This window comes from Nitratireductor alexandrii (assembly GCF_004000215.1).
GTDB classification, from domain to species: Bacteria; Pseudomonadota; Alphaproteobacteria; order Rhizobiales; family Rhizobiaceae; genus Mangrovimarina; species Mangrovimarina alexandrii.
Window position 1 is genome coordinate 99,336 of record NZ_RBVY01000009.1, and the last position, 18,746, is coordinate 118,081.

General features: G+C 66.4%; 19 protein-coding genes. 15 read left to right on the forward strand and 4 right to left on the reverse strand.

What is annotated here, in order from left to right:
* The first annotated feature begins 17 nt into the window (after window positions 1–17).
* From EP380_RS19030 to deoA, 8 genes are read left to right on the forward strand one after another with little or no spacing between them, the layout of a single operon-like run.
* Window positions 18–1,550 (forward strand): ABC transporter ATP-binding protein, encoded by a 1,533-nt coding sequence (locus tag EP380_RS19030; RefSeq protein ID WP_106572610.1) that lies wholly within the window; start codon window positions 18–20, stop codon window positions 1,548–1,550.
* Window positions 1,547–2,689, forward strand: a complete 1,143-nt coding sequence (locus EP380_RS19035) for an ABC transporter permease (RefSeq protein WP_106572609.1) — start codon at window positions 1,547–1,549, stop codon at window positions 2,687–2,689. Before EP380_RS19030 ends, EP380_RS19035 begins: the two co-directional genes overlap by 4 nt.
* A gap of 1 nt (window position 2,690) precedes the next feature.
* On the forward strand, window positions 2,691–3,662 hold the full coding sequence (locus EP380_RS19040; protein WP_106572608.1) for an ABC transporter permease: 972 nt from the start codon (window positions 2,691–2,693) through the stop codon (window positions 3,660–3,662).
* A 46-nt stretch (window positions 3,663–3,708) separates the two neighbouring features.
* On the forward strand, window positions 3,709–4,101 hold the full coding sequence (gene cdd, locus EP380_RS19045) for a cytidine deaminase (RefSeq protein ID WP_127600076.1): 393 nt from the start codon (window positions 3,709–3,711) through the stop codon (window positions 4,099–4,101).
* A complete protein-coding gene (locus tag EP380_RS19050; RefSeq protein ID WP_106572606.1) occupies window positions 4,098–4,895 on the forward strand; it encodes a purine-nucleoside phosphorylase in 798 nt (265 codons plus the stop codon). Before cdd ends, EP380_RS19050 begins: the two co-directional genes overlap by 4 nt.
* Before the next feature lie 20 nt (window positions 4,896–4,915).
* On the forward strand, window positions 4,916–5,920 hold the full coding sequence (gene deoC / locus EP380_RS19055; protein ID WP_106572697.1) for a deoxyribose-phosphate aldolase: 1,005 nt from the start codon (window positions 4,916–4,918) through the stop codon (window positions 5,918–5,920).
* Window positions 5,921–5,927: 7 nt separating this feature from the next.
* Window positions 5,928–8,348: an aldehyde dehydrogenase family protein gene (locus EP380_RS19060; RefSeq protein ID WP_127600078.1), complete on the forward strand. Its 2,421-nt coding sequence runs from the start codon at window positions 5,928–5,930 to the stop codon at window positions 8,346–8,348.
* A 51-nt stretch (window positions 8,349–8,399) separates the two neighbouring features.
* Window positions 8,400–9,719 (forward strand): thymidine phosphorylase, encoded by a 1,320-nt coding sequence (deoA, locus tag EP380_RS19065; protein WP_127600222.1) that lies wholly within the window; start codon window positions 8,400–8,402, stop codon window positions 9,717–9,719.
* A gap of 6 nt (window positions 9,720–9,725) precedes the next feature.
* Here the strand turns inward: deoA and EP380_RS19070 are convergent, their stop codons facing one another.
* The 3 genes from EP380_RS19070 to EP380_RS19080 all read right to left on the reverse strand — a co-directional run bounded on the left by EP380_RS19070 (window position 9,726) and on the right by EP380_RS19080 (window position 12,236).
* Complete coding sequence (locus EP380_RS19070) at window positions 9,726–10,283, reverse strand: TIGR02281 family clan AA aspartic protease (RefSeq protein ID WP_338036310.1); 558 nt, start codon at window positions 10,281–10,283, stop codon at window positions 9,726–9,728.
* Between the two features lie 236 nt (window positions 10,284–10,519).
* Window positions 10,520–11,149, reverse strand: a complete 630-nt coding sequence (gene upp / locus EP380_RS19075; protein ID WP_127600082.1) for a uracil phosphoribosyltransferase — start codon at window positions 11,147–11,149, stop codon at window positions 10,520–10,522.
* Window positions 11,150–11,264: 115 nt separating this feature from the next.
* On the reverse strand, window positions 11,265–12,236 hold the full coding sequence (locus EP380_RS19080) for an adenosine deaminase (protein ID WP_127600083.1): 972 nt from the start codon (window positions 12,234–12,236) through the stop codon (window positions 11,265–11,267).
* A 112-nt stretch (window positions 12,237–12,348) separates the two neighbouring features.
* On the opposite strand from EP380_RS19080, the gene ubiE reads away from it, so the two are divergent.
* The 7 genes from ubiE (at window position 12,349) to EP380_RS19115 (ending at window position 18,267) form a co-directional block, all read left to right on the forward strand.
* Window positions 12,349–13,125 (forward strand): bifunctional demethylmenaquinone methyltransferase/2-methoxy-6-polyprenyl-1,4-benzoquinol methylase UbiE, encoded by a 777-nt coding sequence (ubiE, locus tag EP380_RS19085; RefSeq protein ID WP_127600085.1) that lies wholly within the window; start codon window positions 12,349–12,351, stop codon window positions 13,123–13,125.
* 13 nt (window positions 13,126–13,138) lie between these two features.
* Window positions 13,139–14,707 (forward strand): 2-polyprenylphenol 6-hydroxylase, encoded by a 1,569-nt coding sequence (gene ubiB, locus EP380_RS19090; protein WP_106572601.1) that lies wholly within the window; start codon window positions 13,139–13,141, stop codon window positions 14,705–14,707.
* Window positions 14,708–14,753: 46 nt separating this feature from the next.
* Window positions 14,754–15,032 carry a FitA-like ribbon-helix-helix domain-containing protein gene (locus EP380_RS19095; RefSeq protein WP_127600087.1) on the forward strand — a complete coding sequence of 93 codons (279 nt, stop codon included), beginning with the start codon at window positions 14,754–14,756 and terminating at the stop codon, window positions 15,030–15,032.
* Window positions 15,033–15,040: 8 nt separating this feature from the next.
* Complete coding sequence (locus tag EP380_RS19100; protein ID WP_127600089.1) at window positions 15,041–15,466, forward strand: type II toxin-antitoxin system VapC family toxin; 426 nt, start codon at window positions 15,041–15,043, stop codon at window positions 15,464–15,466.
* The gene (gene coaBC, locus EP380_RS19105; RefSeq protein WP_127600091.1) at window positions 15,463–16,683 is read left to right on the forward strand and encodes a bifunctional phosphopantothenoylcysteine decarboxylase/phosphopantothenate--cysteine ligase CoaBC; all 1,221 of its coding nucleotides are present in this window, start codon (window positions 15,463–15,465) and stop codon (window positions 16,681–16,683) included. The genes EP380_RS19100 and coaBC overlap by 4 nt, the downstream gene beginning before the upstream one ends.
* Window positions 16,680–17,222 (forward strand): GNAT family N-acetyltransferase, encoded by a 543-nt coding sequence (locus tag EP380_RS19110; protein WP_164749920.1) that lies wholly within the window; start codon window positions 16,680–16,682, stop codon window positions 17,220–17,222. The genes coaBC and EP380_RS19110 overlap by 4 nt, the downstream gene beginning before the upstream one ends.
* A gap of 127 nt (window positions 17,223–17,349) precedes the next feature.
* The gene (locus EP380_RS19115) at window positions 17,350–18,267 is read left to right on the forward strand and encodes a pirin family protein (protein WP_127600095.1); all 918 of its coding nucleotides are present in this window, start codon (window positions 17,350–17,352) and stop codon (window positions 18,265–18,267) included.
* A gap of 36 nt (window positions 18,268–18,303) precedes the next feature.
* Here the strand turns inward: EP380_RS19115 and EP380_RS19120 are convergent, their stop codons facing one another.
* The gene (locus tag EP380_RS19120; protein ID WP_275069016.1) at window positions 18,304–18,696 is read right to left on the reverse strand and encodes a VOC family protein; all 393 of its coding nucleotides are present in this window, start codon (window positions 18,694–18,696) and stop codon (window positions 18,304–18,306) included.
* Window positions 18,697–18,746 lie beyond the last annotated feature (50 nt).

Sequence of the window (18,746 nt, forward strand, 5' to 3'; positions counted from 1 at the left end):
GAGGGGTAGGCGGTTGCATGGCGCAGTCTGCAATCGAGCTTAAGGGGATCGACAAGAGTTTCGGTGCCGTGCGCGCCAATCGCGACATCGATCTCGAAATCGCGCCTGGCACCATTCACGGCATCATCGGGGAAAACGGTGCCGGCAAGTCGACGCTGATGTCGATTCTCTACGGTTTCTACCAGGCTGACCGCGGGGAAATCTTCGTCAACGGCCGTAAGATCGCCATCGATTCGCCCAATGACGCGATCGCCGCCGGTATCGGCATGGTGCATCAGCATTTCATGCTCGTGCACAATTTCACCGTGCTGGAAAACATCATTCTGGGCGCGGAGGGGGCCTCGCTGCTCAATACGGGCATCGCTCGCGCGCGCTCCGAGCTGCAGCGGCTTGAGCAGGAATACAGTCTCGAAGTCGATCCCGACGCGATTATCGAGCAATTGCCCGTCGGCCTGCAGCAGCGCGTCGAAATTCTCAAAGCGCTTTATCGCGGCGCCGAAATCCTCATCCTCGACGAACCGACCGGCGTGCTGACGCCGGCCGAGGCCGATCATCTGTTTCGCATCCTGCGCAAGCTGAAGGACGAGGGCAAGACGATCGTCCTGATCACCCATAAGCTGCGCGAGATCATGGCGGTGACTGACAACGTGTCGGTCATGCGCCAGGGCGCCATGGTTGCCACCCGCAAGACCGCGGCGACCACGGTCGAGGAACTGGCCGAACTGATGGTCGGTCGCCGCGTGCTCCTGCGTGTCGAAAAGGGCGAGGCGCGGCCGGGCGAGGTCAAGCTTTCGGTGAAGAACCTGTCCGTCCGCGATTCGCGCGGCGTTCTCATGGTCGACGACGTGTCCTTCGACGTGCGCGGCGGCGAGATCGTCGGCATCGCCGGGGTCGCGGGCAACGGCCAGTCGGAACTGATCGAGGCGATCGCGGGAACCCGCCGGGCCGAGACGGGCACCGTCCTGCTCGACGGCGCGCCGATCGACGTCGTCGGCGCGGCCGATCCCGGCGAGTTGCGCACGCGCGGCCTCGCCCATGTGCCCGAGGACCGCCACCATGTCGGCCTGGTTCTGCCCTTCGAGGAAAACGAGAACTCGATCCTCGGTTATCACGGCATGGATTTCTATCTGAACGGCCCGTTCCTCAATATCGAGGCGATCCGTTCCGATGCGCGCGACAAGATCGAGAAATACGACATCCGTCCCGCCGATTGCCGGCTGAAGACGGCCAATTTCTCCGGCGGCAACCAGCAGAAGATCGTGCTTGCCCGTGAGATGGAAAAGGATCCCGGCGTGCTCGTCGTCGGCCAGCCGACGCGCGGTGTCGACGTCGGCGCCATCGAATTCATCCACAAGCAGCTCATCGCCATGCGCGACCAGGGCAAGGCCGTGCTTCTGATTTCCGTCGAACTCGACGAGATCCGCTCCCTGTCCGACCGCATCCTGGTCATGTTCGACGGTCGCATCGTCGGCGAGCGCGGCCCGGACGCCACCGAGGGCGAGCTTGGCCTGTTGATGGCCGGTGTCGAGGCGCAGGAGGCAGCCGAATGAGCGCACCCTATGCAAAACTGCCCGCCTGGGCCGATTTCGGGCTGATCCCGCTGATCAACCTGATCGTGGCTTTTCTGGTCGCCGGGCTGGTGGTGCTTCTGGTCGGCGAAAGCCCGATCGAAGCCGCCGGCCTGTTGCTGAAGGGAGCCTTCGGCTCGGGCTCCGGCATCGGCTACACGCTCTACTACGCCACCAGCTTCATCTTCACCGGGCTGGCGGTGGCGGTTGCGTTCCATTGCGGCCTGTTCAACATCGGCGGCGAAGGCCAGGCCTATGTCGGTGGGCTCGGCGTGGCGCTTGTGTGTCTGACCTTCGACGGTCTCCTGCCCTGGTGGCTCAACTTCCTGCTCGCCATTGCCGGCTGCGCGGCGATCGGCGCCATCTGGGCCATGATACCCGGCTGGCTCCAGGCCAAGCGCGGCAGCCATATCGTCATCACCACCATCATGTTCAACTTCATCGCCGCGAGCCTGATGGTCTATCTGCTCGTCGGCGCGCTGAAGCCGCCGGGCTCGATGGCGCCGCAGACCCGCACCTTTCTGCCGGACGCGCACCTGCCCAAGCTCAATTGGCTGATCGAGATGTTCGGCTTTTCCGTCCGTTCGACACCGCTCAACCTATCCTTCATCCTGGCGCTGGTCATGGCGGTCGTGGTCTGGGCGCTGATCTGGCGCACCAAGCTCGGCTACGAGATCCGCACGATGGGCTTTTCGCCCAAGGCGGCGCGTTATGCCGGCATCAAGGAAGCCAGGATCATCGTCATCACCATGGCCATTTCCGGCGCGCTCGCCGGCATGATGGCGCTCAACCCGGTCATGGGCGACCAGCATCGCCTCCAGCTCGATTTCGTCACCGGCGCCGGCTTCGTCGGCATCGCCGTCGCGCTGATGGGGCGCTCCCACCCGGCCGGCATCGTGCCGGCGGCGATCCTGTTCGGCATGCTCTACCAGGGTGGTGCCGAGATCTCCTTCGTCATGCCGCATATCAGCCGCGACATGATCGTCATCATCCAGGGCCTGGTGATCCTGTTTGCAGGCGCGCTCGAGCACATGTTCCGCCCGGCGGTACAGGCCGCGTTCGCCAGCCTCAGTCCGCGCGCCGTCGGCATCGACGCCGAAGCCAAGGGGGAGGGTGCCTGAGATGGATGTCGTCAATCTCGTCCTGCAGCTCTTCGACGCCACCATCCGCGTCTCCGTGCCGCTGCTTCTGGCCGCGCTCGCCGGGCTCTATTCGGAGCGGTCCGGCGTGTTCGACATCGGCCTGGAAGGCAAGATGCTGGCTGGCGCCTTCGCCGGCGCTTCCACCGCCGCCGTCACCGGGTCGGCATGGCTCGGCATGCTGGCCGCCGTCGCCATTTCGGTGTTTTTCGCGCTGGTGCACGGCTTCGCCTCCATCACCCATCGCGGAAACCAGATCGTGTCGGGCGTGGCGATCAACTTCATCGCCGCCGGCTCGACCGTCATTCTCGGCCAGGCCTGGTTCAGCCAGGGCGGGCGCACGCCCTCGCTGGTCGCGGATGCGCGCTTCAACGCCATAACCCTGCCGTTCGCCGACACGCTGCGCGAGGTGCCGCTGGTCGGGCCGATCTATTCCGAGCTCGTTTCCGGCCATTCGCTGATTGCCTATGTCGCTTTCTTGATGGTGCCCTTCACCTGGTGGGTGCTGTTTCGCACCCGCTTCGGTCTGCGGCTGCGCGCCGTTGGCGAGAACCCGGCCGCCGTCGACACCGCCGGTATCTCCGTTGCCTGGCTGCGCTATCGCGCCGTCATTTGCACCGGCGTTCTGACCGGGCTTGCCGGCACCTATCTCGCCGTGTCGCAGAATGCCGGTTTCGTGAAGGACATGACCGCCGGCAAGGGGTTCATCGCGCTCGCCGCGCTGATCTTCGCCAAATGGCGGCCGGTGCCGGCGATGTTCGCCTGTCTGCTGTTCGGTTTCCTCGACGCCTTCGCCATCCGCTTCCAGGGCATCGCCCTGCCGATGATCGGCAAGGTGCCGGTGCAGTTGATGCAGGCATTGCCCTATATCCTCACCGTCATCCTGCTGGCCGGTTTCATCGGCAAGGCGATCCCGCCCAAGGCCGGCGGCGTCGCCTATGTGAAGGAACGCTGAGCATGCGCACCGCTCCTGCAGTCGCCGCCAACCGGGTGCCGGGATAATGTCGCACGATCTGTTCGAGGCCGCGGTCGCGGCGATGGCGAAAGCGCACGCGCCCTATTCGAGATTTCCGGTCGGCGCTGCGATCCGCACGGTCGACGGCCGCATTCATTCCGGCGCCAATATCGAAAACGCCTCCTACCCCGAGGGCTGGTGCGCCGAAACCACCGCCTTGGCGCATTTCGTCATGGCCGGCGGCGGGGAGATTGCCGAGATCGCCGTGGTCGCCGAGCGCATGGCCAGGATCACGCCGTGCGGCGGCTGCCGGCAAAGGCTGGCCGAATTCGCCGCCGCCGACACCAGGCTGCATTTGTGCGACGACACGGGTATAGTCGAGACCACCACCTTGGGCGCGTTGCTTCCGCTCGGATTTCGCGGAGATGGGTTGAAATGAAGGCTGCCGTGGATCTGCTCGTCGAGAGGCTGGGCGGCCTCGTTCCTGAAACCGCGATCGTCCTCGGTTCCGGTCTGGGCGGGCTGGTCGACGAGGTCTCCGATCCGGTGCGCCTGTCTTATGCCGATTTGCCCGGCTTCCCGCAAAGCGGGGTCACCGGCCATGCCGGCGAACTGGTGGCCGGCCGCTTTTCCGGCACGCCGGTCTTGATGCTGGCCGGCCGTGCCCATTATTACGAACACGGCAACGCCGCCGCCATGCGTCCCGCGCTCGAAACCCTGGCCGGCATCGGCATCAAGCGTCTCGTCCTGACCAACGCCGCCGGCTCGCTCGATCCCGACATGCCGCCCGGTTCGGTGATGCTGATCACCGACCACATCAATTTTTCCGGCACCAATCCACTGTTCGGCGAGCCGAGCGACCGCCGTTTCGTCGGCTTGACCGAGGCCTATGACGCCGCCATGCGCGCCGCGCTCGAAAACGCCGCCGAGGCGACCGGCACGCCGCTGAAAAGGGGCGTTTATATGTGGTTTTCCGGCCCGTCCTTCGAAACGCCGGCCGAAATCCGCATGGCCCGTGTTCTCGGCGCCGACGCCGTCGGCATGTCGACCGTGCCGGAGGTGATCCTGGCCCGTTTTCTGGGCATGCGGGTCGCCGCCTGTTCGGTCATCACCAATCTCGCCGCCGGCATGACCGGCGAGGAACTCTCGCACCAGGAAACCAAGGACATGGCGCCGCTCGGCGGTGCGCGCCTGGCCGCCGTGCTGCGCCGCGCGATCGGAGAGTTCCAATGAATGTCGACCCGCAAAAGACGATGGCCGACGCCGTCGGTGCGGGCGCGACCCGCGATCTCGTCCGCGTCGCGCAGCCGCATGCCCGCAATGACGGCGTCGCCTTCGACGCTGCCTGGTTCGACGCCGCCGACATCAATCTGTCGGCCGTCGAGCGCCGCACCGCCACCTTGACCACGCGCCGCACCGTCAAGAAGGAGTGGCAGGCCGCCTGGCTGGTCAAGGCGATCGAGGCGATCGACCTGACGACGCTTGCCGGCGACGACACGCCCGGACGCGTGGCGCGGCTGTGCGCCAAGGCGCGCAATCCGCTGCGCGCCGATCTGGTCGCCGCGCTCGGCCTGGAAGAGCGTCGTCTGACAACCGGCGCGGTCTGCGTCTACCCCACCATGGTGGCCGGCGCCGTGAAGGCGCTGGACGGGTCCGGCATTCCCGTCGCCTCGGTCGCCACCGGCTTTCCCGCCGGGTTGACGCCGATGGCCGAGCGGCTTGCCGAAATCCGCTACGCGGTCGGCGAGGGCGCGGCCGAGATCGACATCGTCATCACCCGTGCGCATGTTCTGACCGGCAATTGGGCCGCGCTCTACGACGAGATCGCGGCCATGCGCGCGGCCTGCGGCGACGCGCACATGAAGGCGATCCTGGCGACCGGAGACCTGAAGACCCTGACCAACGTCTATCGCGCCTCCATGGTGGCCATGCAGGCCGGCGCCGACTTCATCAAGACCTCCACCGGCATGGAGGGCGTCAACGCAACCTTGCCGGTCAGCCTGGTGATGGCGCGCGCCATTCGCGACTATCTCGAGCGCACCGGACACAAGGTCGGGTTCAAGCCGGCCGGCGGCATCCGCACCGCCAAGGACGCGCTCGCCTGGCTGATCCTGATGCGCGAGGAACTGGGGCGGGAATGGATGGAACCGGTTCTGTTCCGCTTCGGCGCCTCGGGCCTGCTTGCCGACATCGAGCGCCAGATCGAGCATTTCGTCACCGGCCGCTATTCGGCCAACGACCGCCACGGCGTGGCGTGAGGGTTTCATGAACAAGATCGTCTCAATCCTCGACAGCATGGAATACGGCCCCGCGCCGGAGGACGATGCCGTCGTGCGCGCCTGGATGGCGCGCCACAAGGCCCGCTTCGGCCATTTCATCGCCGGCGCCTTCACCCGGCCGGGCAAGGCCAACAGTTTCGCGGCTGTCAATCCGGCCACCGGCGAGACGCTGGCCGAGGTGGCCGAGGGCGGCGAAAAGGACGTCGACGCCGCGGTCGAGGCCGCGACCAAGGCCTTCAAATCCTGGTCGGCCCTGTCCGGCACGGCGCGCGCGCGCCATCTCTACGCGCTTGCCCGCCAGGTCCAGAAACATGCCCGTTTCCTTGCGGTCCTGGAGACGCTCGACAACGGCAAGCCGATCCGCGAGACGCGCGATATCGACGTGCCGCTGGTCGCGCGCCATTTCTATCACCACGCCGGCTGGGCCGAACTGCGCGACCAGGAATTCCCGGACCACGCGCCTGTGGGCGTGTGCGGCCAGATCATTCCTTGGAATTTTCCGCTTCTGATGCTGGCCTGGAAGGTCGCGCCCGCGCTCGCCGCCGGCTGCACGGTGGTGTTGAAATCGGCCGAGCACACGCCGCTCTCCGCGCTCGCCTTTGCCGAGATCTGCCGCGAGGCGGGATTGCCGGCCGGCGTCTTCAATCTCGTCAATGGCGGCGGGGCGACGGGGGCGGCCCTTGCCGCCCATGACGGGCTCGCCAAACTCGCCTTCACCGGTTCGACCGAGGTCGGCCGCGTCCTGCGCCGCCAGTCGGCGGGCACCCGCAAGAAATTGTCGCTCGAACTCGGCGGCAAGTCGCCGTTCATCGTCTTCGACAATGCCGACCTCGACGCCGCGATCGAAGGCGTGGTCGACGCGATCTGGTTCAACCAGGGCGAGGTCTGCTGCGCCGGCTCGCGCGCGATCGTCCAGGAAGGTGTGGCGGAAAAATTCCACGCCCGGCTCAAGGCGCGCATGGAGACGCTGCGTGTCGGCGCGCCGCTCGACAAATCGACCGATATCGGCGCCGTCGTCGCGCCGGTTCAGATCGAGCAGATCCGCGCCCGCGTCGAGGCCGGCCTGCGCGAAGGCGCCGTCCTGCATCAGCCGAGCTGGGCCGACGAGCATTTCGTGCGTGCGACGAAGGGCGGCTGCTTCTTCCCGCCGAGCCTGTTCACCGATGTCTCGCCGGCCTCGCCGCTGGTCCAGGAGGAGATTTTCGGCCCGGTGCTGGTGTCGATGACCTTCCGCACTCCCGGCGAGGCGGTCGCGCTCGCCAACAACAGCCGCTACGGGCTTGCCGCCTCGATCTGGTCGCAGAACCTCGATACCGCCTTCGACGCGGCCCGCAAGGTCAAGGCCGGCGTGGTCTGGATCAATTCCACCAATATGTTCGACGCCGCGGTCGGCTTCGGCGGCTACAAGGAAAGCGGCTTCGGGCGCGAGGGCGGCCGCGAGGGCATGTTCGAATATTTGCTGCCCGCCTGGCAGAAAAGGGCGCGGGCGCTCCCCGAAAGCCCGCCTCTTGCCGCACCCGTGCCGGTCGACGACGAGGCCGGCCCGGGCGCCGCGCCGGCCGGGCTCGACCGCACCGTCAAGCTTTATGTCGGCGGCAAGCAGGCGCGGCCGGATTCGGGCTATTCCTACCCGGTCCTCGACGGCCGGGGGCGCCTCATCACCGAGGCCGGCCACGGCAATCGCAAGGATATCCGCAACGCGGTCGAGGCCGCCCGCAAGGCCGAGGCCTGGTCGGCGATGACCGGCCACGCCCGCGCCCAGGTGCTGTATTTCCTGGCCGAGAATCTCGAGCTGCGCGCAGCCGAGTTCGCCGCCCGCATCGCCCGCATGACCGGTGTTGCGGCAAAGAAGGCCGCGGCCGAGGTGGAGGCGTCCGTCGCCCGTCTCATCCACTATGCCGCCCGCGCCGACAAATATGACGGTCGCGTACGCGCGCCGCAGCCGCGTATGCTGGCGCTCGCCCTGCCCGAACCCTACGAGGTGATCGGCATATCCTGTCCCGACGAGGCGCCGCTGCTGGCCTTCGTCTCGCTGGTCGCGCCGGCGATCGCCATGGGCAATCGCGTCGTCGTCACGCCCTCGCAGCACCATCCGCTCGCCGCCTGCGACCTCTACCAGGTGCTCGACACCTCCGACGTGCCGGGCGGCGTGGTCAACATCGTCACCGGCGACCGCGACCAGCTCGCTTCGGTGATGGCCAAGCACAACGACATCGCCGCGTGCTGGTATGTCGGCTCGGCCGAAGGCAGCGCCATGGTGGAGGCCGAATCGGCCGGCAACCTCAAGGCTACCTGGGTCAATGACGGCAAGGCGCGTGACTGGTTCGATGCGGGCCAGGGCCAGGGCGAGGAGTTTCTGTTCCACGCCACCCGCATCAAGTCAATCTGGACGCCGTTCGGTGTTTGATATGAGGAGCCGCGAAAGCAGGGTGGGCGGCGGAGCAGGGCGCGGGGCATGATGCTCCCCCAGGAGTTCATCCGCCTGAAGCGCGACGGCAAGCCGTTGCCGGGCGACGCGATCGCCGCCTTCGTCGCCGGCATCACCGACGGGCGCGTCACCGAGGGCCAGTTGGCGGCTTTCGCCATGGCCGTCTTCTTCAACGGCATGAGCCGCGACGAGGCGGTGTCGCTGACGCTCGCCATGCGCGATTCGGGCGACGTTTTGTCGTGGGCCGAGCTCGGCGGTCCCGTCGTCGACAAACATTCCACCGGCGGGGTCGGGGACAACGTTTCCTTGATGCTGGCGCCGATCGTGGCCGCCTGCGGTGCCTATGTGCCGATGATCTCCGGCCGCGGCCTCGGCCATACCGGCGGCACGCTCGATAAGATGGACGCGATCCCGGGCTATCGCAGCCAGCCCGACAATGACGATTTCCGCCGCGCGGTGCGCGCGGCCGGCTGCGCCATCATCGGCCAGACCGGTGATTTGGCGCCGGCCGACAAGCGGTTTTATGCCGTGCGCGACATCACGGCGACTGTGGAATCGGTCCCGCTGATCACCGCCTCGATCCTGTCCAAGAAGCTCGCCGCCGGGCTTGGGGCGCTGGTGCTCGACGTGAAGTCGGGCAACGGCGCCTTCATGCAAAAAAGCCGGGACGCCGCCGTGCTGGCCAAGAGCCTGGTCGAGGTGGCCAATGGCGCTGGGCTGAAGACTTCGGCGCTGATGACCGACATGAACGAGCCGCTCGCCTCGGCGGCTGGCAACGCGGTCGAGGTCGTCAACGCGGTCGACTTTCTGACCGGCCGTTTGCGCGACCCGCGGCTGGAAGAGGTCACGCTTGCGCTTGCCGCCGAAATGCTGATGTCGGCCGCGCTGGCCTCGTCTCACCGCGAGGCCGACGCGATGGCGCGCGATGCGCTCGTCTCCGGTGCTGCGGCTGACCGTTTCGCGCGCATGGTTGCAGCGTTGGGCGGCCCTGCCGATTTCGTCGACGACTGCCGGGCGCATTTGCCGGTCGCTCCGCTTATCCGCGCGGTGCCGGCGCCAGCCGACGGGTTCGTGACGGCGATCGACACGCGCGGCCTGGGGGTTGCCGTGGTCGCGCTCGGCGGCGGGCGCGTCCGCCCCGACGATCCGGTCGATCACGCAGTCGGACTGAGCGGTCTCGCTCCGGTCTGCGCCGAGGCGGTCAGGGGCGAGCCGTTGGCGATGGTCCATGCAAGGAGCGAGGCTGACGCCGAGGCAGCCGCGCGTGCCGTGCTTGCCGCCTACGATATCGGGCCGGCGCGTCCCTCACCCCGCAAGCCCGTCTCGCGCCGCATCGGGCCATCGACGTAAAGAGCGCTATTGTTCCATCAGCATGGTGCCGTCCTCGACGCGGAAGGCCGCCAGCTTTTTCATAAAACTCATGCCGATCAGCGTACTCGACAGCGCCTTGTCTTCGAGCACCAGCGCCTCGACGTCCTCGACATGGATGCGGCCGATCTGCAGGCTGTCTATCCGGGCCGCCGCTGCCGAAACCGTGCCGTTGGCCGTGTCGACCTCGTAGCGGAAGTCGGATTGGCTGAGCTTGATGCCGATTCGGCGCGCCGTCGTTTGGTTGAAGGCCACCAGCGTCGCGCCGGTGTCGATCATGGCTGCCACGCGATGGCCGTTGAGCTTGAATTCGGCCATGAAATGCCCGCGCGCATCCATCGGCACCTGGACCCGGCGGCCGCTCAGTTGCTTGCGCACGGGGGCCGGCTGGCTGGCCTTGGCGAGCTGCGGCTGGGCGTTTTGGGCCGGCTTTTCGGTGAGACGATCCCGCACCATCGTCTCGAACAAATCCGGATTTGCCTGATAAAGCAGCGGCACCGACGCCGCGCTGCCGACAATAATGCTGAGGGCGATCAGTTTGTGCATAATCGTTCCCTGGGGCGTAGACGCGAGGCCGGGATCCGGCCTTCGAAAGCGCTCACGCCCGAACCAAACAGGAGGATCGTGCCGGCGCTTCGCGAAGCGCGGTCATGATCCAGGCTCGGCGACAAGCATAGATTCGATTGATTGACCGGCCTTTAACCGTTCGAAATTGTGCAAAAACGGCGAGCCGGAACCCCGTTTTTGCGTTAATTCGCGGTAAAAATGCGGAAAAATACGCCTTATTTGGTGCCGTACATGCGGTCGCCCGCGTCTCCCAGCCCCGGTACGATATAGCCTTTCTCGTTCAGGCGCTCGTCGATCGCGGCGGTGAAGATCGGCACATCGGGGTGGGCGGTGGTGAAGCGCTCGATGCCCTCGGGAGCGGCCAGAAGGCACAGGAACCGCAGATTGGTGGCGCCGCGCTCCTTCAACTTGTCGATGGCGGCGATAGCGGAATTGGCCGTCGCCAGCATCGGATCGACCACGATCACCAGCCGGTCGGCAAGGTCGCTCGGCGCCTTGAAGAAGTATTCCACCGCCTCCAGCGTGTCGTGGTCACGGTAAAGCCCGACATGGGCGACACGGGCGGCCGGCACCAGGTCGAGCAGCCCTTCCAGAAGACCGTTGCCGGCGCGCAGCACGGAGGCGAAGACCAGCTTCTTGCCTTCCAGTGTGGGCGCGTCCATCGGCTGGAGCGGCGTGTCGATCCGCGTCGAGGTCAGTTCCAGCTCGCGCGTCACCTCGTAGCCCAGGAGCAGCGATATCTCGCGCAGCAGGCGTCGAAAGCCGGCCGTCGAGGTCTGCTTGTTGCGCATGATGGTCAGCTTGTGCTGGACGAGCGGGTGGTCGATGACGGTTACGCCCTTCATGACACCGGTTTCCCCTGTTCTTGTCGGCCGCGCTGACGATCAGCTTTAGCCCCTCGACGCCTCCGGCGAAACGATCCTCGCCTCCAAACCACAATTAATTGTCGATCGCCGGCGCCTATGTCTTTCGCGCCAGCCGGGCGAGCAGCGCCGCTTTGGTGGCCTTGTCGACAAAGGCGGCCGTGATCGCGGTGCGCGTGATCCCGGTCAACGCCTTGTCGTCGAGCCCGAAATGCTGGCGCGCGATCTCGTATTCGCGGCCGATCGACGTGGCGAAATAGGGCGGATCGTCCGAAGACAGCGTGACCTTGCAGCCGGCTGCGCGCAACTGCGGAAACGGATGCTCGTCGAAACTCTCGAAAACCCGCAGCGCCACATTCGATCCCGGACAGCATTCCAGCACGATTCCCTCCGCCACGATCCGACGCACGAGGTCCGCATTCTCGATCGCCCGCACCCCGTGGCCGATCCTCGACGGCCGCAAATGGTCGAGTGCGTCCTTCACGCTTTCCCAGCCGCCGAATTCGCCCGCATGCACGGTGATCCCGAGCCCTGCCTCGCGCGCGATCTCGAAGGCGCGTACATAATCCTCCGCCTGGCCGAAACGCTCGTCGCCGCCCATGCCGAAACCGGTGACAAGCGGTTCGCCGCAGCGCGCGGCGAACCGGGCCGCCGCCTCGACAGCCTCGACGCCGAAATGGCGCACGCCGGTCACGATCATGCGCGCTTCGATCCCGGTTTTGGCCTTGGCCCGCCGCATGCCCTCGGCGAGTGCCGCCGTATAGGCCGCCGGCGACAGGCCGGCACGTTCGGCATGATCGGGAGAGGTGAAGAACTCCGAATAGATCGCACCCTCGCGCGCCAGGCTGGACAGGTAGTGCTCGGCCAGCCGGGCATAGTCCCCCTCGTCGCGAAAAAGGCTCGATGCGGCGTCGTAGGCCGTCAGAAAGCTGGTGAAATCGTGCCAGACGAACGCGTCGTCGCGTATGAAGCCGGAGATGTCGGCGCCGTATTTCCGTGCCTGGCTCAGCACGAGATCCGGCGCCGCCGCGCCCTCGATATGGCAGTGGATCTCGGCTTTCAGGACCATGGTTCCTCGCCAGGCTGGAGTGATTCGGGCGCGGCGGATCACCGCGCTCGCGACAATAGCGCCACGCGGGATCATCGGCTATGGTCCGGCCGGTTTCTATGGATCGGGATTGATGTCCGAAAAGCGAACGACCGCCGCGGGCGGTATGGAACATTCCTTCGGCTTTCGCGCCGTCGCGGCGGCGGACAAGCAGCCCATGGTCAACGAGGTGTTCGACAAGGTCGCGCGCCGCTACGACGTCATGAACGATTTCATGTCGGCGGGCCTGCACAGGGTCTGGAAGGACGCCATGGTCACCTGGCTCAACCCGCCGAAGCGGGCGGACTACCGGGTGCTCGACGTGGCCGGCGGCACCGGCGACATCGCCTTTCGCATCGTCGAGGCGTCGGGGCGCCAGGCCCACGCCACGGTGCTCGACATCAATGGCGAGATGCTGGCCGTCGGCAGAGAGCGCGCGGCCAAGCGCGGCTATGACGACAATGTCGATTTCGTCGAGGCCGATGCGCAGGATCTGCCGTTTGCGGACGACAGTTTCGACGCCTATACGATCGCCTTCGGCATCCGCAACGTGCCGGTGATCGACAAGGCCCTTTCGGAGGCTTTTCGCGTGCTCAAGCCGGGCGGCCGTTTTCTGTGCCTGGAATTTTCCGACGTCGAGATGCCGCTGCTCGACCGTGCCTACGAATTCTGGTCGTTCGAGGCGATCCCGCGCATCGGCCGCGCGGTCGCCGGCGAGGCGGAGCCCTATCGCTACCTGGTCGAATCGATCCGCAAATTCCCCAACCAGCGCGACTTCGCCGCCATGATCGCGGCGGCCGGCTTCGACCGGGTCACCTACCGCAACTATACCGGCGGCATCGCGGCGCTGCATTCCGGCTGGAAACTTTGAGGACGGATCCGCAATGAGCACGGCCGGGGCTTATTTCCGGCTCGCACGCGCGGGCTGGGTCATGGTGCGCGAGGGCGTTTTCGCCGCCCTTCCCGGCGACCAGCTCGTCGGCCTGCCGAAACTGGGTTGGCGGCTGTCGCGGATCCTCGCCCGGCGCCGTGCGGCGGGGCGCGATCGCTCGGAGAACCTGTCCAAGGCCGCGGCGCGGCTGGGGCCGTCCTATGTCAAGCTCGGCCAGTTCCTGGCAACCCGTCCCGACGTTGTCGGCGCGGATGTCGCGCTCGACCTCGCCAGTCTCCAGGACCGTATGGAAACCTTTCCGCGCGCGCAGGCCGTGGCGACCGTCGAGGCCTCGCTCGGCAGGCCGGTCGACCAACTCTACGGCACGTTCGGCGATCCGGTGGCCGCCGCCTCGATCGCCCAGGTCCATCGCGCCACCAGCGTCGAGACCGGCGCTCCGGTCGCCGTCAAGGTGATCCGTCCCGGCGTTCGGCGCCGCTTCTTCCACGACCTCGAAAGCTATTTCGTCGCCGCGCGCCTCCAGGAACGGTTCATCCCCGCTTCCCGTCGCCTGCGTCCGGTCGAGGTCACCCAGACCCTGGCCCAGACCACCAAGATCGAGATGGATCTCAGGCTGGAGGCGGCCGCGCTGTCGGAGATCGCGGAAAACACCAAGGACGATCCCGGCTTTCGCGTGCCGACGGTCGACTGGGCGCGGACCGGCCGCGACGTGCTTACGCTCGAATGGATAGACGGCGTCAAGCTTTCCGATATCGAGGGTGTGCGCGCGGCCGGCCACGACCTGGAGGCACTTTCCGTTTCGCTGATCCAGACCTTCCTGCGTCACACCCTGCGCGACGGTTTCTTCCATGCCGACATGCATCCCGGAAACCTGTTCGTCCAGGCCGACGGCACCATCGTGGCGGTCGATTTCGGCATCACCGGCCGCCTCGGCAAGAAGGAACGCCGCTTCCTGGCCGAAATCCTCTATGGTTTCATCACGCGCGACTATCGTCGGGTGGCCGAGGTGCATTTCGAGGCCGGTTACGTGCCGGCCAACCACGACGTTGCCGCCTTTGCCCAGGCGATCCGCGCGATCGGCGAGCCGATCCACGGTCAGCCCGCCGAGACGATCTCCATGGCCCGGCTGTTGACGCTGCTGTTCGAGGTCACCGAGCTTTTCGACATGACCACGCGCACCGAGCTGGTGTTGTTGCAAAAAACCATGGTCGTGGTCGAGGGGGTGTCGCGCTCGCTCGATCCGGCCTTCAACATGTGGAAGGCGGCCGAGCCGGTGGTGCGCGAGTGGATTGCCTCGCATCTCGGGCCCCAGGGCATGCTGTCGGATGCGCGCGACGGCGTTGCAGCCGTGCTGTCGTTGGCCCGCCAGGCGCCCGAACTGGCGGCGCGCACCGAAAAACTGTCGCGCGAGATCGACCATATGGCCGAGCACGGCCTGCGTTTCGACGACGCGACGGCCAAGGCGATCGGCAAGGCCGAGGCGCGCGCCGCCCGCTCCGGCCGCATCGCGCTTTGGGTGATCGCGGCGACGCTGGTGTGGATCGCCTGGGCGCTGGATTGACTGCAATGATTGCGATGCATACATTGCAATCAAACGGAGCCGGACCATGGCGTCACTAACGATCCGCAACATCGAGACCGAGGTGAAGAGCGGCCTGAGGCTCAGGGCGGCAAGGCGTGGCGCGTCGATGGAAGAGGAGGCCCGGTCGATCCTGCGCGCTGTCGTCACTTCAGATATCGCTCTGGACGATCTTTCCGCTGCCGGCCGGCCATCCCGCCAGAGTGCCTGGGAAGGCATCCGCAAGCTACGGGAAGAATATGGTACGTTCGACCTCGATGTCCCGGAGCGCAAGGCGATTGCGGGTGATCGACCAGTCTTCGATTGATAGTGGGGATGTTCCTCATCGACACCAATCTGGTCTCGGAAATGTTCAGGCCGAAGCCTGACGCGGGTGTCGTGCGCTTTCTTGAAGAAACGCCGCGCTCGGCGCTGTTGCTTTCATCGATCGTCGTCGGCGAGCTTTATCTAGGGCTGGCCCTTATGCCCGAGGGGCGTCGACGAGAGGCGCTCACGGTGATGATCGACGCGTTCGTCGACGCCGGCGGCGCGGCGGCCATACTGTCCTTTGGCAAGGAGGAGGCATTGCATTATGCCGGTATCGCGGCACGGCGGCGCCGAATGGGGCGGCCAATCACCGAACCCGATGCACAGATCGCCGCGATAGCGGCGGCACATCAGCTCCCTCTTGTCACCCGCAATGTCCGCGATTTCGAGGATTGTGGGATCGATCTCATTAATCCATGGGAGGCGGCCCTATGACCTTTTCCGGCACGCGCATCCTGTTGATCATTTCCGGCGGTATAGCGGCCTACAAGTCGCTCGACCTGATCCGCCGCCTGCGCGAGCGCGGCGCGCATGTGCGCTGCGTGATGACCGAGGCCGCGCATCAGTTCGTCACGCCGCTTTCGGTCGGCGCGCTCACCGCCGATCACGTCTTCACCGATCTGTTCGACCGCCAGGCCGAGCACGATGTCGGCCATATCCGGCTGTCGCGCGAGGCCGACCTGATCGTGATCGCGCCGGCAAGCGCCGATCTCCTGGCCAGGATGGCGCACGGGCTGGCGAACGATCTGGCCACCGCCGTGCTGCTTGCCAGCAACAAGAAGGTGCTCGCCGCGCCGGCGATGAACCCGGCGATGTGGAACCATCCGGCCACGCGGCGCAACATCGAGACGCTGCGCGGCGACGGCGTTGTCTTTGTCGGCCCGGCCACCGGCGAGATGGCCGAGAGCGGCGAGGCCGGCGAGGGCCGCATGGCCGAACCGCTGGAGATCGTCGCAGCGATCGAGGCGAGCCTCGACGGCGGTTCGAAGCCGCTCGCCGGCAAGAAGATCGTCATGACCTCTGGTCCGACCCATGAGCCGATCGATCCGGTGCGCTATATCGCCAACCGCTCGTCCGGCAAGCAGGGCCATGCGATCGCCGCGGCGCTGGCGCGGCTGGGAGCCGATGTCCGTCTCGTCTCCGGTCCGGTGGCGATCCCCGACCCGGCAGGGGTCGATACCCTTCATGTCGAGAGCGCGCGCCAGATGCACGACGCCGTGATTGCGCTCTTGCCGGCCGATGCCGGCATCTTCGTCGCCGCCGTTGCCGACTGGCGCACGCAGGATGCCGCGGGCGAGAAGATCAAAAAAGTCGCCGGCGAAGGGCCGCCGGCGCTGCAGATGGTGGAAAATCCCGATATTCTGGCCACGATCGGCCATCATCGGCAACGGCCGGGCCTGGTGATCGGGTTCGCCGCCGAAACCGCCGACGTGGAGACCAACGCGGCCGCCAAGCTTGCCAGGAAAGGCGCCGACCTGATCGTGGCCAACGACGTGTCGCATGACAGCGGCATCGGGGCGTCGGGCGTGATGGGCGGCGACCGCAACCGGGTACGCATCGTGTCGGGCGACGGATCCGACGCCTGGCCGGAAATGACCAAGGACGAGGTCGCCGCGCGACTGGCCGCGCTGGTCGCGGCGCGGCTGGCGTGAACAAGGGCGTCGTCGACGGCGTGCTCGAGGCGCCCACGCTCGAGACGGAGCGGCTGGTGCTGCGCGCCCATCGGCCCGAGGATTTCGACGCTTACGCGGCAATGTGGGGCGATCCGGAAATGGCGCGTTACGTTGGCGGAAAACCATTCAGCCGCGAAGAGGCTTGGGCGCGCATGCTGCGCCATCGCGGCCTGTGGGCGATGCTCGGCTTCGGCTTTTGGGTGGTGACCGATCGCGCCGACGGCACGCTGATCGGCGAGGCCGGCGTGCAGGAACTCAACCGCGACATCGACCCGCCGATCGCCGGCATGCTGGAGGCCGGGTGGGGCGTGATGCCGCGCGTCCAGGGGCGCGGTCTCGCCCGCGAGGCGGCGCGCGCGGCGATAGGCTGGGCGGAGACGCGGTTTCCCAGCCGGCCGTTCGCCTGCCTGATCGACGCCGGTCACGTCCGCTCGATACGGCTTGCCCGCGATCTCGGCTTCCACGATTTCGCCGTGACCCGATACGCCGGCGAGCAGGTGGTCGTGATGCGCCGCTGACTGCTGGGCGATCGAACCCGCCCGGCGATGATTGCGGATGTTGAACACTATGTCACCGCTGCCGCCGCTGCGCGACCCGGCCGGTATCGCCATATTGAGCGGGACCCCAACCACGGAGGCAGAGAAAATGTCCATTCGTCCCGTGAAGCAGCTCAGCCAGGCCGAGCCGACTGTCGAGGGCGCCGGCGTCAGGCTTGATCGCGCTTTCGGCTTCGGCGATCCCAAGCTCGCCGATCCGTTCCTGCTGTTCGACGATTTCCGCAACGAGCGGCCGGAGGACTACCGGGCCGGTTTCCCCTGGCATCCGCATCGCGGCATCGAGACCATCACCTATGTGCTGGCCGGTTCCGTGGACCATGCCGACAGCCTCGGCAATGCCGGCTCGCTCGGCGCCGGCGACGTGCAATGGATGACGGCCGGCAGCGGCATCCTGCACCAGGAAATGCCGCAGGGCGATCAGGCCGGACGCATGCACGGCTTCCAGCTCTGGGCCAATCTGCCGTCGAGCCACAAGATGACGCAGCCGCGCTACCAGGACGTCAAGGCAGCCGAGATACCCGAGATCGTCGACGATGACGGCACCCGGGTGCGTGTGGTGGTCGGCGAGTTCTGGGGCAAGAGCGGCCCGGTCGACGGCATCGCGGCCGATCCGCAATATCTCGATGTGTGGGTGCCGCCGGGCCGGCGCAAGGTGCTGCCCGTCGACACCTATCGCAGCGCCTTCGCCTATATTTTCGAGGGTTCGGGAACCTTTCGCGACGCTTCGAGGCCGTTTGGCGTGCTGCTCGAGAAGGAGGTCGACGGCCGCGAGGTGCATCTGCGCGACATGAGCGGCGACCGCACGCTGGTCGTGTTCGACACCGGCGACGAGGTGGTGGTGCAGGCCGGCGAAAACGGCATCCGTTTCCTGCTGGTTTCCGGCAAGCCGATCCGTGAGCCGGTCGCCTGGCACGGACCGATCGTGATGAATACGCGCGCCGAACTGATGCAGGCCTTTTCGGAACTTAACGCCGGCACCTTCATTCGCGAAGGCGCGGCGCGCTGACCGGGTCCGTCGTGAGGCGGCGCATGACGCGCCGCCTTACCGGGTTTCGAAGATCTGGATGAGATTGCCGCACGTGTCCTCGAAAAGCGCGATTGCGGGCAAGCCTTCCATCGCGGTCGGCTCGCCGCGAAATCTGACGCCCTTGGCGCAGAGCCGTTTGTGGTCCGCTTGAATGTCGTCGCTGGCAAAGGAGGCGGCGGCAATCCCGGCTTCAAAGAGCGCCTTTTGGTAGTCGCGCGCGAAATCGTAACCGACCGGTTCCAGAAGCAGCTCCGGTCCTTCGGTCTCTGCGGACGTTGCCACCGTCAGCCAGCGTGCGCCGCCGACCGCGAAATCCTGTTTCTTTTCGAAACCCAGAATGTCGGTATAGAATTTTTCGGCCTTGTCCTGATCGTCGACCAGCACGCTTGTCAGTGCGATTTTCAGCATGTTCTGCCTCCATTGGCATCGAAGGGTCGCCGTACGGGAGCGGGCAATGC